12 protein-coding genes and 1 pseudogene are annotated in these 12,795 nt (G+C 71.5%); 6 read left to right on the plus strand and 7 right to left on the minus strand.

Going from position 1 to position 12,795, the window contains the following annotated elements; genetic code table 11:
• Window positions 1-122, minus strand: a pseudogene (locus tag ACIGG8_RS29505) (acyl-CoA dehydrogenase); the annotation flags it as partial.
• Window positions 123-380: 258 nt separating this feature from the next.
• Here ACIGG8_RS29505 and ACIGG8_RS29510 point away from each other — a divergent pair.
• The 3 genes from ACIGG8_RS29510 (at window position 381) to ACIGG8_RS29520 (ending at window position 2,806) form a co-directional block, all read left to right on the plus strand.
• Window positions 381-1,718 (plus strand): UDP-glucose dehydrogenase family protein, encoded by a 1,338-nt coding sequence (locus tag ACIGG8_RS29510; RefSeq protein WP_396551818.1) that lies wholly within the window; start codon window positions 381-383, stop codon window positions 1,716-1,718.
• 144 nt (window positions 1,719-1,862) lie between these two features.
• Window positions 1,863-2,327 carry a hypothetical protein gene (locus tag ACIGG8_RS29515; RefSeq protein WP_396551819.1) on the plus strand — a complete coding sequence of 155 codons (465 nt, stop codon included), beginning with the start codon at window positions 1,863-1,865 and terminating at the stop codon, window positions 2,325-2,327.
• Window positions 2,328-2,392: 65 nt separating this feature from the next.
• Window positions 2,393-2,806, plus strand: coding sequence for a CoA-binding protein (locus ACIGG8_RS29520; protein ID WP_396551820.1), 414 nt, complete (start codon window positions 2,393-2,395; stop codon window positions 2,804-2,806).
• Between the two features lie 25 nt (window positions 2,807-2,831).
• Here ACIGG8_RS29520 and ACIGG8_RS29525 read toward each other — a convergent pair whose 3' ends face one another.
• The 3 genes from ACIGG8_RS29525 to ACIGG8_RS29535 are packed head-to-tail and all read right to left on the minus strand — an operon-like array spanning window position 2,832 to window position 5,740.
• Window positions 2,832-4,046 carry a dipeptidase gene (locus ACIGG8_RS29525; RefSeq protein WP_396551821.1) on the minus strand — a complete coding sequence of 405 codons (1,215 nt, stop codon included), beginning with the start codon at window positions 4,044-4,046 and terminating at the stop codon, window positions 2,832-2,834.
• Window positions 4,047-4,079: 33 nt separating this feature from the next.
• Window positions 4,080-4,604, minus strand: a complete 525-nt coding sequence (gene purE, locus ACIGG8_RS29530) for a 5-(carboxyamino)imidazole ribonucleotide mutase (protein ID WP_396551822.1) — start codon at window positions 4,602-4,604, stop codon at window positions 4,080-4,082.
• Window positions 4,601-5,740, minus strand: coding sequence for a 5-(carboxyamino)imidazole ribonucleotide synthase (locus ACIGG8_RS29535; protein WP_396551823.1), 1,140 nt, complete (start codon window positions 5,738-5,740; stop codon window positions 4,601-4,603). Before ACIGG8_RS29535 ends, purE begins: the two co-directional genes overlap by 4 nt.
• 258 nt (window positions 5,741-5,998) lie before the next feature.
• Here ACIGG8_RS29535 and ACIGG8_RS29540 point away from each other — a divergent pair, with 258 nt between their 5' ends.
• Both ACIGG8_RS29540 and ACIGG8_RS29545 read left to right on the plus strand, forming a co-directional pair.
• Window positions 5,999-6,559, plus strand: coding sequence for a GtrA family protein (locus ACIGG8_RS29540; protein ID WP_350520048.1), 561 nt, complete (start codon window positions 5,999-6,001; stop codon window positions 6,557-6,559).
• A gap of 163 nt (window positions 6,560-6,722) precedes the next feature.
• Window positions 6,723-7,418 carry an ester cyclase gene (locus ACIGG8_RS29545; protein WP_396551824.1) on the plus strand — a complete coding sequence of 232 codons (696 nt, stop codon included), beginning with the start codon at window positions 6,723-6,725 and terminating at the stop codon, window positions 7,416-7,418.
• Between the two features lie 48 nt (window positions 7,419-7,466).
• Here the strand turns inward: ACIGG8_RS29545 and ACIGG8_RS29550 are convergent, their stop codons facing one another.
• Both ACIGG8_RS29550 and ACIGG8_RS29555 read right to left on the minus strand, forming a co-directional pair.
• Window positions 7,467-8,714 (minus strand): ATP-binding protein, encoded by a 1,248-nt coding sequence (locus tag ACIGG8_RS29550; protein ID WP_350520046.1) that lies wholly within the window; start codon window positions 8,712-8,714, stop codon window positions 7,467-7,469.
• A gap of 63 nt (window positions 8,715-8,777) precedes the next feature.
• Window positions 8,778-9,452, minus strand: a complete 675-nt coding sequence (locus ACIGG8_RS29555; protein ID WP_030058577.1) for a response regulator transcription factor — start codon at window positions 9,450-9,452, stop codon at window positions 8,778-8,780.
• A gap of 329 nt (window positions 9,453-9,781) precedes the next feature.
• On the opposite strand from ACIGG8_RS29555, the gene ACIGG8_RS29560 reads away from it, so the two are divergent.
• On the plus strand, window positions 9,782-11,302 hold the full coding sequence (locus tag ACIGG8_RS29560; RefSeq protein ID WP_396551825.1) for a peptide MFS transporter: 1,521 nt from the start codon (window positions 9,782-9,784) through the stop codon (window positions 11,300-11,302).
• Window positions 11,303-11,573: 271 nt separating this feature from the next.
• Here the strand turns inward: ACIGG8_RS29560 and hutI are convergent, their stop codons facing one another.
• Window positions 11,574-12,749, minus strand: coding sequence for an imidazolonepropionase (hutI, locus tag ACIGG8_RS29565; RefSeq protein WP_396551826.1), 1,176 nt, complete (start codon window positions 12,747-12,749; stop codon window positions 11,574-11,576).
• Between the last annotated feature and the right edge of the window lie 46 nt (window positions 12,750-12,795).

Genomic DNA, 12,795 nt, shown 5'->3' on the forward strand with positions numbered 1-12,795 from the left:
ACCTCCGCCGCGAACGGAGCGATCTTCGCCTCAGCCAGCGAACGCACCGCCTCACGGAGCATCTCGTGCTCCTCGGAGACACGGAAGAGATCGAAGTCAGCCGCCCCTGCGCTGCCCGCCATGTGATGCCTGCCTCGTCGTCCAGTGACCGAAGTCCAGTGACCGAAGTCGGATCCGGTCCGCTCGATCCGGTCCGATCGACGTCGAATCCGGGGTTAACTACCGTTCAGTAGAGATCCTAGGGCTCCGACCTGCGGCTGCCTAGCGCCCCGGGCGTGCGGGCGGCCCCTGCACGCCCGGACCGGACGGATAGCATCAGGGGCATCGGTACCGGTCGGATCCGCATCCTGACCGGTCGAGTCCGCCTCCAGGGAGAACCCGTGACCCTCCGCATCTCCGTGATCGGCACCGGCTACCTCGGCGCCACGCATGCCGCCGCCATGGCCGAGTTCGGCTTCGAGGTGCTGGGTCTGGACATCGACCCGGACAAGATCGCCATGCTCACCGCCGGCCGCGTCCCGATGTACGAGCCGGGCCTGTCCGAGCTGCTGCTCAAGCACGTGGCCGGGCACGAGGGTTCGACCGGGCGACTGCGCTTCACCACCTCCGTCGAGGAGGTCGCCGAGTTCGCCGACGTGCACTTCGTCTGCGTCAACACCCCGCAGCGCAAGGGCGAGTTCGCCGCCGACATGTCGTACGTGGACACCGTGATCGACGAGCTGGCGCCGCACCTGACCCGGCCCGCGCTGGTGGTCGGCAAGTCCACCGTCCCGGTCGGCTCGGCGGCCCGACTGGCCGAGCGGCTGACCGCCCTGGCGCCGGTCGGCGAGGCCGCCGAGCTCGCCTGGAACCCGGAGTTCCTGCGCGAGGGCTTCGCCGTCCAGGACACCCTGCGGCCGGACCGCATCGTGGTCGGCGCCCAGAGCGAGCGGGCCGAGCGGCTGCTGCGCGAGGTGTACGCCGAGCCGATCGCGGCCGGGGTGCCGTTCCTGGTCACCGACTACGCGACCGCCGAGCTGGTCAAGGCCGCCGCCAACTCCTTCCTTGCCACCAAGATCTCCTTCATCAACGCGATGGCCGAGGTCTGCGAGGCGGCCGGTGCGGACGTCACCCTGCTCTCCACGGCACTCGGCCACGACGAGCGGATCGGCCGCAAGTTCCTCAACTCCGGCCTCGGCTTCGGCGGCGGCTGCCTGCCCAAGGACATCCGCGCGTTCATGGCCCGGGCCGGCGAGCTCGGCGCCGACCAGGCGCTGACCTTCCTGCGCGAGGTCGACTCGATCAACATGCGGCGCCGCTCCCGGATGGTCGAGCTGGCCCGCGAGCAGTGCGGCGGCGGCTTCCTGGGCCGCCGGGTCGCCGTCCTCGGTGCGGCCTTCAAGCCCAACTCGGACGACATCCGGGACTCCCCCGCCCTGAACGTGGCCGCCCAGATCCAGCTCCAGGGCGCCCAGGTCACCGTCTACGACCCGAAGGCCGTGGACAACGCCCGCAAGATGTTCCCCTCGCTCGCGTACGCCGACTCCGCCCTGGAGGCCGCCGAGGGCGCCCACGTCGTCCTCCACCTCACCGAGTGGGCCGAGTTCCGCGAGCTGGACCCGGCCGAGCTGGGCGCGGTGGTCGCCGAGCGCCGCCTCCTCGACGGCCGCAACGTCCTGGACGCCGACGCCTGGCGCGCCGCCGGCTGGACCTACCGCGCCCTGGGCCGCCCCAGCTGATCCCCGCTTCCGGCGCCCGTCCCCGACCCCGGGGGCGGGCGCTTCCGTTTGCCCCGAAGCGATGATTTGAACGCGTTCAAGTCATGTGCGAGGATCCGGGTGCACCGGCGGTCGTGCCGGTACGGGGAGACCGGGGGGTTCTTCATGCACGCCGAACGCGTCGACCGGCACGCCGGACGGCACAGGTGGGTCACCTGGCTGTCGCTCGCCTTCCTGGGGGTCGTCCTGATCGCGCCGCTCGCCTTCCTCGGCTTCTGCGCACTCCTGCTGACCGAGGGCGGCAAGCCCCACGCGGTCGGCTGCTCGGAGGCGATGGAGTTCGCGGGCGGCTCGATGCCCGCCCAGGCCACCGGGGCCGTCTGCACGGACGACGGGGGCTGGCAGGACCGCGGCTACACCGTGGAGTTCCGGATGCCCCGGGACGAACTGGCCCAGCGGCTGACCGCCGCCTTCCCGCGGGTGAGGCCCGGGACCGACAACGCCTCCGGCCTGAGCTTCGGGAACGCCGACGCCTCCCGCCCCGACGGGCAGGCCATGTTCGTCCACCTGGACGCCACCTACGAGGCCGACGGCACCGCCCGCGTCAAGCTCCGCGCCTTCGACACCTGAGCCGGGCCGGAATCCCGCCGAGCCCGGGCCGGAATCCCGCGCCCGCGACCGTCGTTGGTACCGGCATGACGAGCTACGGCGACGACGCGACGGTCCGCGAGATCCTCACCGACACCGGAGACACCTGGGCCGTGGTCGGCCTCTCCACCAACACGGCCAGGGCCGCGTACGGGGTGGCCCGGGTCCTGCAGCGCTACGGCAAGCGCGTCGTGCCGGTGCACCCGAAGGCCGAGACGGTCCTCGGCGAGCAGGGCTACGCCTCGCTCGCCGAGATCCCGTTCCAGGTCGACGTGGTGGACGTGTTCGTACACAGCGCGCTGGCCGGCGAGGTGGCAGACGAGGCCGTCGAGGTCGGGGCGAAGGCGGTCTGGTTCCAGCTGGGGGTGGTGGACGAGGCCGCGTACGCGCGCACCCGGGAGGCCGGGCTGGCGATGGTGATGGACAAGTGCCCGGCCATCGAGATCCCGCTGCTGGACTAGGAGCCCGGACCAGGAGTTCAGCGGTTCAGGAGCGCTCGCCGTCCAGCTGCGCGATGGCCGCGATGGACGGCCGGCGGCTCGCCCGCAGCGTGGCGGCGACGGACTCGGCGTCGCGCAGCACGCGGACGGCGTTGTGCCAGGTGAGCTTGGCCAGGTCGGCCTCCGACCAGTGCCGGCGCAGGAGTTCGGCGACCAGGTTGGGGTAGCCGGCCACCGAGTCCAGGCCGTCCGGCAGGAAGGCGGTGCCGTCGAAGTCGCCGCCGATGCCGATGTGGTCGATACCGGCGACCTCGCGCATGTGGTCGAGGTGGTCGGCGACGGTGGCGGGGGTGGCGATCGGGCGCGGGTGCTCGGCCTCGAAGGCGCGCTGGCGCTCCATGGCCGGCGGGGTGGTGTCCAGTGGGTGGAAGCCGTGGGCGCTCATGTTCGCGTCGGCGGCGAGGGTCCACTCGATGGCGGCGGGCAGGATGAACTTGGGCACGAAGGTGGCCATCGCCACGCCGCCGTTGGCGGGCAGCTGGGCGAGCACGTCGTCCGGGATGTTGCGCGGGTGGTCGCAGACCGCGCGGGCGGAGGAGTGCGAGAAGACCACCGGCGCCTCGGTGACCCGCAGGGCGTCCCGCATGGTGTCGGCGGAGACGTGCGAGAGGTCGACCAGCATGCCGAGCCGGTTCATCTCCCGGACGACCTCCTCGCCGAAGCGGGTCAGCCCACCGGCGACCGGCTCGTCGGTCGCGGAGTCGGCCCACGGCACGTTGTCGTTGTGGGTGAGCGTCAGGTAGCGCACGCCCAGCTCGTACAGGGCGCGCAGGGTGGCGAGCGAGCAGTCGATGGAGTGGCCGCCCTCGGCGCCCATCAGGGACGCGATCCGGCCCTCCGCGCGGGCGGCCTCCATGTCGGCGGCGGTACGGGCGAGGCGGAGCCGGTCGGGGTAGCGCTCGACCAGGGTGTGGACGAAGTCGACCTGCTCCAGGGTGGCGCTCACCGCGTGGTCGCCGGCCAGCGAGGCGGGGACGTAGACGGACCAGAACTGCGCGCCGACCCCGCCCTCCGCGAGGCGGGCGAGGTCGGTGTGCAGGCGGTCGCTCTGGTCGGCGGCGAGGTCGAGCGCGCCGAGGTCGTACCCGGCCTGCTCGCGCATCGCCCACGGGAGGTCGTTGTGGCCGTCCACCACGGGGGCGGTGCGCAGCAGGGCGCGGGCGCGGTCCAGCGGGGCGGGGGAGTCCGTCGGAGAAGTCATACGGCCTGTTCTACCCCCACCCCACCAGCGGGATTACTTGCCGAAGCCGAAGGAGCCGGAACCGGCCACCTTGGCCCGGAGCTTCTTGCCCTTCTCGGTGGCCTGGCTGTTCAGCTCGGCCTGGAAGTCGGTCATCTTCTCGGCGAGTTCGGCGTCGAAGGCGGCGAGCATCCGCACCGCGAGCAGGCCCGCGTTGCGCGCGCCGGCCACCGAGACGGTCGCCACCGGGACACCGGCGGGCATCTGGACGATCGACAGCAGGCTGTCCATGCCGTCCAGGTAGCGCAGCGGCACCGGCACGCCGATGACCGGCAGCGGGGTGACGGAGGCCAGCATGCCCGGCAGGTGGGCCGCGCCGCCGGCGCCGGCGATGATCGCCTTGAGTCCGCGCTTGTGGGCGTTCTCGCCGTACGCGACCATCTCGCGCGGCATCCGGTGGGCGGAGACGACGTCCACCTCGTACGGGATCTCGAACTCGTCCAGGGCCTGGGCGGCGGCCTCCATGACGGGCCAGTCGGAGTCCGAGCCCATGACGATGCCAACGACTGGAGAGGTCATTCGGTGATCGTTCCTCGCAGGTAGGCGGCCGCGTGGCGGGCGCGCTCGCGGACGTCTTCGAGGTCGTCCCCGAAGACGTTGACGTGACCGACCTTGCGGCCGGGCTTCACGTCCTTCCCGTACATGTGGATCCGCAGCCCGGGGTCGCGGGCCATGCAGTGCAGGAAGGCGTGGTACATGTCCGGGTAGTCGCCGCCGAGGACGTTGACCATGACGGTCCACTTGGCGCGCGGCCGGGGGTCGCCGAGCGGGAGGTCGAGGACGGCCCGCAGGTGGTTCTCGAACTGCGAGGTGACGGCGCCGTCCTGGGTCCAGTGCCCGGAATTGTGCGGGCGCATGGCCAGCTCGTTGACCAGGATCCGGCCGTCGCGGGTCTGGAACAGCTCGACGGCGAGGTGGCCGGTGATGCCGAGCTCGCCGGCGATCCGCAGGGCGAGCTGCTGGGCCTCGTCGGACAGCGCCGGGTCGAGGCCGGGCGCCGGGGCGGTGACCTCGGCGCAGACGCCGTTCTCCTGGACGCTCTCCACGACCGGGTAGGCGACGGCCTGGCCGCTGGGCGAGCGGACGACGCTGGCGGCCAGCTCGCGGACGAAGTCGACCTTCTCCTCGGCCAGCACGGGGACGCCGGCCAGGAACGGGGCCTGGGCCTCCTGCTCGTCGTCGACGACCCAGACGCCCTTGCCGTCGTAGCCGCCGCGGACGGTCTTCAGGACGACCGGGTAGCCGGAGCCCTCCTCGGCGAACGCGGTGACGTCGGCCGGGTCGGCGACGATCCGGTGCCGGGGGCAGGGCACCCCGATGGAGTCCAGCTTGGCCCGCATCACGCCCTTGTCCTGGGCGTTGACCAGCGCCTCCGGGCCGGGGCGGACGGCGATGCCGTCGGCCTCCAGGGCCCGCAGGTGCTCGGTGGGGACGTGCTCGTGGTCGAAGGTGATCACGTCGCAGCCGGCGGCGAAGCGCCGCAGGGTGTCGAGGTCGCGGTAGTCACCGAGGACGACGTCGGAGACCACCTGTGCGGCGGAGTCCTGGGGCGTGTCGGCGAGGAGTTTGAACCTGACCCCGAGCGGGATGCCCGCCTGGTGTGCCATGCGGGCCAGCTGCCCGCCGCCGATCATGCCCACCACTGGAAAATTCACATTGCCCGGGGAAGTCACCCCGCCAGGATATCCGGGCCGGTGGGGGGTGGTGGAGCCGCCGGCGGACCTCGGGGAGCGGACGCGCGTAGATGTCAAGTGGGGGGCCTCGCGGCTGAGCCGTCCGGTGGAAGCGGGTAGCCTGGACGGCCAGGTCCTGGTCTACGCGGTCCGATCATGTGCGTGCACGCAGGGCTCAAGGGGCGGCCGCACAGTCGCGTCAGGCCCTTTCGTCCCGCAGGCACATGGAGGCAGTCCGGTATGGCGACGACCGCAGCTTCGAACTCCTCGCTCGCGCAGAAACTGCGCGGGCTCCAGGGCGAAGTCGTGAAGTTCGGCATCGTCGGCCTGAGCGGCGTGGTGGTCAACTTCGCCGTCTTCTGGGTCTGCATCAACGGCCTGGGGCTGGCCTCGGTGCGGTCGAACATCGCGGCGACGGTGATCGCGATCGCGACCAACTACCTGGGCTACCGCTACTGGCTGTACCGCGACCGCGACGCCGCCTCCCGCAAGCGGGAGATCACCCTCTTCCTCGTCTACAGCGGCATCGGCATGCTGATCGAGACCGGCGTGCTCGGCTTCTCGGTGTACGTGCTGAAGCTGGACTCGCACTACGAGCAGCTGGGCGCCAAGGTGATCGGCCTCGCGGTGGCCACCGTGTTCCGCTTCGTCTCGTACCGGACCTGGGTGTTCAAGGCCGACCCGGCGCCGGTCGAGCTGCCGGCCCAGCAGCCGGTGGGCGCCGCCGACGGCCAGGACCTGGCCGCCCAGGCCGAGCTGATGCTCGCCACCGAGCAGATCCGCTACGCGAAGGCCGAGTAGCCCCCTCCCCCGCGTACCACCGCAGCCCCGGCAGGCCGACCCGGCCGCCGGGGTTCGCCGTTTCCCGGGCTTGCCGCCCCCGCCACCGCCGGAGGAGAGTGGTTACCGAAGGCGAGCGCGGTCGGCGAACGATCACGGCCGAGGGGGGTCCAGGAGGCTCGCCATGACGTTCGTCCAGATCATCGACTGCAAGACCGACAGGCTCGACGACCTCAACCGGCTGATGGACACCTGGGTCGAGGCGACCAGGGGCAAGCGGACCGCCTCCCACGCGGTGGTGGGGACCGACCGTTCCGACACCAGGCACGTGGTGGAGATCGTGGAGTTCCCCTCCTACGACGAGGCGATGAAGAACTCCCGCCTGCCCGAGACCGACCGGATCTTCCGCGAGATGGTGGCGCTCTGCGACATGCCGCCGACCTTCACCGACCTCGACGTGACCCGCGATCTCGGTTTCGACAAGGCCACCGCGAGCCGGGTCCTGGAGGAGCTGTCCCGCGGCAACCTCGACGTCATCGACGAGTGCATGACCGCCGACTACCGCGACCACGACTACGGCAGCGAGAGCGACGCCGTCGGCCCGGCCGCGTTCCGGGAGCGCTGCAGCGGCTACCTGGGCGCCTTCGACTTCCGCTTCGACACCGAGGGCCAGATCGCCGAGGGCGACGAGGTGGCCACCCGGTGGACCTGGCACGCCACCCAGAAGGCCGACTTCATGGGCGTGCCGAACACCGGCAAGTCGGTGGTCGGCCGCGGCACGACCACCTTCCGCTTCGAGGACGGGAAGATCTGCGAGGGCTGGTGGCAGTGGGACGTGATGGGCCTGATGCGCCAGCTCGGCGTGCTCCCCGGCGCCTGACCCCGTCGGGGCCCGTCGGCACGGGCCGGAGGACGGGCCGGTGGCCCGTCAGTCCTCCTGGCTGCGCCCGAGGAAGAGCGCGAACACCGGGGGCTTCAGCGAGAGCAGTTCGAGCCGCCCGCCGTCCGCCTCCGCGAGGTCGCGGGCGACGGCGAGGCCGATGCCGGTGGAGTTGCGGCCGCTGACCGCGCGCTCGAACACCCGGTTGCCGAGGTCCGGCGGCACCCCGGCGCCCTGGTCCTGCACCTCGACCACCACCGAGGTGCCGGACGGCCGGACCCGCAGGGTGATCGTCCCGGCGCCGTGCATCAGCGAGTTCTCGATCAGGGTGGCCAGCACCTGGGCGACCGTCCCCGGGGTGCCGACCGCGGTGACCCCGTGCAGGCCCTCCAGGGACAGCACCCGGCCGGTCTCGCGGAGCGACGGCCCCCACTCCTCCACCTGCTGCTTGATGACCTCGTCCAGGTCGAAGGCGACGGCGGTGGGGCTGCGCGGGTCGCGCTGGGTGGTGAGCAGCCGCTGGACGACGTCGGTGAGCCGCTCGACCTGCTGGAGGGCGATGGTCGCCTCCTCCTTGACCGTCTCCGGGTCCTCGGCGAGGGCGATGATCTCCTCCAGCCGCATGGAGAGCGCGGTGAGCGGGGTGCGCAGCTGGTGCGAGGCGTCGGCGGCGAGCCGGCGCTCGGCGGTGAGCATCCGGGCGATCCGCTCGGCGCTGGTGTCCAGCACCTCGGCGACCCGGTCGAGTTCGGGCACCCCGTAGCGGCGGTCGCGCGGGCGCGGGTCACCGGAGCCGAGCCGTTCGGCGGTCTCGGCGAGGTCGGTGAGCGGCCGGGCGAGCCGCTTGGCCTGCCAGACCGCGAGCGCCACGGCGGCCTGGACGGCCAGCAGGGCGACCACGCCGAGCAGCAGCAGGTTGTTGGCGATCTCGTGGTCGACGTCCGCGCGGGACTGCTCGACGGTGACGGTCTCGCCGCTGTTGCCGCGCTCGACGGCCTTCAGCAGGTGGTCGCCGGCCGGGCGCTGACCGGCCGAGAGGACCGGCTGGCCGGGGACCTGCACCTCGACGTAGCTGCCCTCGGTGACCTGGCTCTCGAAGGCCCGCTCGTTGGTGACCGACTCGCCCGCCGCGATCCGGCTCTCGACCAGGGCGAGCACCCGGACGGCGGCTGCGTCGACCCGGTCCTGGGCCGAGTTGACGATGGTGCGCTTCTCCACCAGGGCGAGCGGCACGCAGAACACCACGACCACCACCAGGACGACGCCCAGCAGCGAGTTGATCATCCGGCGTTTCACGCTGCCGCTCCCCGAGGTCTTCCGCTTCACCGGCCGTGGCCCGGTCCTGGTGTCCGTACGGGGCTAATTCTTCTCGAACCGGAACCCCACCCCGCGCACGGTGGCGATGTAGCGGGGGTTCGCCGCATCGTCGCCGAGCTTCTTGCGGAGCCAGGAGATGTGCATGTCCAGGGTCTTGGTCGAGGTCCACCAGGTGGTGTCCCAGACCTGCCGCATGATCTCCTCGCGGGTGACCACCCGGCCGGCGTCCCGGACCAGGACGCGCAGCAGCTCGAACTCCTTGGCGGAGAGGGTGAGCTCCTCGTCGCCGAGCCAGGCGCGGTGCGACTCGATGTCGATCTTCACCCCGTGCGCGCCGGTGGTGAGCTGGTCGACGTTGCCGCGCCGGAGCAGCGCCCGGACGCGGGCCAGCAGTTCGGCCAGGCGGAAGGGCTTGGTGACGTAGTCGTCGGCGCCGGCGTCCAGGCCGACCACGGTGTCCACCTCGTCGGCGCGGGCGGTGAGCACCAGGACGGGGCAGCTCTTGCCGTCGGCGCGCAGCCGGCGGCAGACCTCAAGGCCGTCCATCTCGGGCAGCCCGAGGTCGAGGACGACGAGGTCGACCTCCTCGGTGAGGCCGGCGGCCAGTGCGGTCGGACCGTCCTCGCGGACGAGCACCTCATAGCCCTCGCGTCGCAGGGCCCGGGCGAGCGGTTCGGAGATCGCCGGATCGTCCTCGGCGAGCAGCACACAGGTCATGTGGTGATGGTAGTCCGCCGGGGTATGCCCGGACGCCCTGTGAGGTAGTTCACAGAGCGTGATCGTTATACAAGCATTCAAGTGATCTCAACAGGGCGTTGCAGTCCGCCGGTTCGGCGCAGATTCCCCTTCTCGATCTTGAATCCGAAGGAAGAGAACCCCATCTACCATGGATCGATCGGGAAGATCCGTTGATCCCTTTGCCATCGGCATACCTAATCCATGCCTTTTGTCATCTGATAGAGCCAAATATCGCCACGTAGAGTGGTTTCGTCCACGTCCGCCGCCACCCCCCTAGGCGGACGCTGTCAGGCAAGGAACCACTACACATGGCGTCTACCACCCGGGCTGCCGACCTCGCGTCGACCTCCCCCAGCGGCAAGACCTTCCTCGGGCACCCCCGAGGCCTCGCCACGCTGTTCATGACCGAGATGTGGGAGCGCTTCTCCTACTACGGCATGCGCGCCCTGCTCATCTACTACCTGGTCTCCGGCGGTGCCGACGCGGCAGCCGGCAGCCAGGGCGGCGGCCTCGCCATGAAGGCGACGATGGCGACGGCGATCTACTCCGTCTACGTCTCCATGGTCTACCTCATGGCCTACCCCGGCGGCTGGTTCGGCGACCGGGTCTGGGGTGCCCGCAAGACCGTCACCGTCGCCGGTTTCGTGATCATGGCCGGCCACCTCGCGCTGGCCGTCCCGGGCCAGGCGGCGTTCTTCGCCGGCCTGCTCCTGGTCGCGCTCGGCTCCGGGCTGCTGAAGGCCAACATCTCCACGATGGTCGGCCACCTGTACAACGGCCCCGAGGACCCGCGCCGCGACGGTGGTTTCACCGTCTTCTACATGAGCATCAACCTCGGTGCCTTCGCCGCCCCGTTCATCATCGGAACGGTCGGCAAGGAGTACAACTGGCACCTCGGCTTCGCCCTGGCCGCCGTCGGCATGGGTCTCGGCCTGCTGCAGTTCCTGCTGGGCACCCGCCACCTGAGCCCCAAGAGCAGCCTGGTCCCCAACCCGCTCATGCCCGCCGAGCGCAAGAGCCTGCTGCTGAAGGCCGGTGCGACCGTCCTCGCGATCGCCGTCTTCTACGGCGCCGTCGTCGCCCTGGGCGTCTACACGCTGAACTGGGCCCTGGTGCCGCTGACCATCGCCGGTCTGCTCATCCCGGTCGTCGTCCTGACCCGCATAAAGCGCGACAAGGACCTGAGCGCCGGCGAGCAGTCCAAGATGTCCGCGTACATCTGGTTCTTCGCCGCGGCCGCCATCTTCTGGATGATCTACGACCAGGGCGGCTCGACGCTCTCGCTGTTCGCGGACGGCAAGACCGCCGACACCCTGCTCGGCTTCGGCTTCTCGGCCACCTGGTACCAGTCGCTGAACCCGCTGTTCGTGATGGCGCTCGCGCCGGTCTTCGCCTGGCTGTGGCTGTGGCTGTCCCGCCGGAACAAGGAGCCCAACACCATCGTGAAGTTCGCGATGGGCCTGGTCCTGATCGGCGCCTCGTTCTTCATCTTCATCGTCCCGATGAACATGGCGGGCGACGGCAAGGTCTCCCCGATGTGGCTCGTCTCGATCTACATGATCCAGACCATCGGCGAGCTGTGCCTCTCCCCGGTCGGCCTCTCGGTCACCACCAAGATGGCGCCGCAGAAGTACGCCTCCCAGATGATGGGCGTCTGGTTCCTCGCCGTCACCGCCGGTGACTGCACCACCAGCCTGCTCTCGCTGGCCGGCGTCAACCTGGACGGCACCGGGATCATCGCGCTGCAGGCAGCGCTCGCTGCCCTGGCCGGCGTCGCGGTCTTCATGGGCCGCAAGCGCGTCCAGGCCCTCATGGGCGGCGTCCACTGACGCCCGCCTGACCGGCCCACCGCTTCCGGGGCCGCCGTGGATTCCTGAGATCCACGGCGGCCCCGGTCGTTCTTCCGCCCACGGTGCCGCGTGCGGCGGCGGGGCTCGGAGAACAATGGGCCGCGAACAGGTCTCGAAGAAGAACGGGCCCCGCGAACGGCGGGGGCCCGGGAACGGCGAAAGGCCCCCGCGAACAGCGGGGGCCCGAAGACGACGAAAGGCCCCCGCGCCCGCCACCCCGGGGGCGCGGGGGCCTCCCGCAGACCGTCGGTCAGACCTCGCGGACGCCCGCTCGCCAGACCGCGGCCGTCAGCGGCACGCCCGGCCGGTAGGCCAGGTGGACGTGCGAGGGTGCGTCGAGCAGCAGCAGGTCGGCGCGGGCGCCGGGCGCGACCACGCCGACGTCGGTGCGCCGCAGCGCCTGGGCGCCGCCCGCGGTGGCCGCCCGGACCGCCTCGTCCGGCGTCATCCCCATCTCCCGCACCGCCACCGCGATGCAGAACGCCATCGAGCTCGTGAAGCTGGAGCCCGGGTTGCAGTCGGTGGACAGCGCCACGACCGCCCCCGCGTCCAGCAGCCGGCGCCCGCTCGGGTACTCGGCCCGGGTGGAGAACTCCGCCCCCGGCAGCAGGGTCGCGACCGTCCCCGAGCCGGCCAGCGCCGCCACGTCCTCGTCCGTCAGGTGGGTGCAGTGGTCCGCCGAGGCGGCCCCCAGCTCGACGGCGAGCTGCACGCCGGGCCCGTACGAGAGCTGGTTGGCGTGGACCCGGGGGGTGAGGCCGCGCTCGATGCCGGCGGTCAGGATCGCCCGCGCCTGGTCGCCGTCGAAGGCGCCCTTCTCGCAGAACACGTCCACCCAGCGGGCGTGCGGGGCGCAGGCGTCCAGCATCTCGCCGGTGACCAGGTCGACGTACCCGGCCGGGTCCTCGGCGTACTCGGGCGCCACCACGTGCGCGCCGAGGTAGGTGGTCTCCGGGGTGTGCCGGGAGGCGATCCGCAGCGCCCGGGCCTCGTCCGCCACCGTCAGCCCGTAGCCGGACTTGCACTCGATGGTGGTGGTGCCCTGGCGCAGCGCCTCCCGGACGAACCGGTCCAGGTTGGCCTCCAGTTCGGCGTCGCTCGCGGCGCGGGTGGCCGCCACGGTGGTGCGGATCCCGCCCGCCGTGTACGCCTGCCCGGACATCCGGGCGTTGAACTCGGCGGTGCGGTCGCCGGCGAACACCAGGTGGGCGTGCGAGTCGACGAAGCCGGGCAGCAGGGCCCGGCCCTCGGCGTCGAAGCGCTCGTCCGCCGCCGGGGCCTGTGCCGCCGGGCCGACCCAGGCGACGGTGGCGCCGTCCAGCACCACGGCTGCGTCGGTCAGCAGGCCGAGCGGCCCGCTGCCCTGTCCGGGGTCGTTGGTGACCAGGCTGCCGATGCCCGTGATCAAGGTGGTCCTGGTGCTCAAGACAAGGCCTTCCGGAGGGAGGTGGACTGGGGTTCCAGCAGCGGAC

Origin of the sequence: Kitasatospora sp. NPDC085464, from assembly GCF_044541955.1 — a bacterium.
Classification (GTDB): Bacteria; Actinomycetota; Actinomycetes; order Streptomycetales; family Streptomycetaceae; genus Kitasatospora.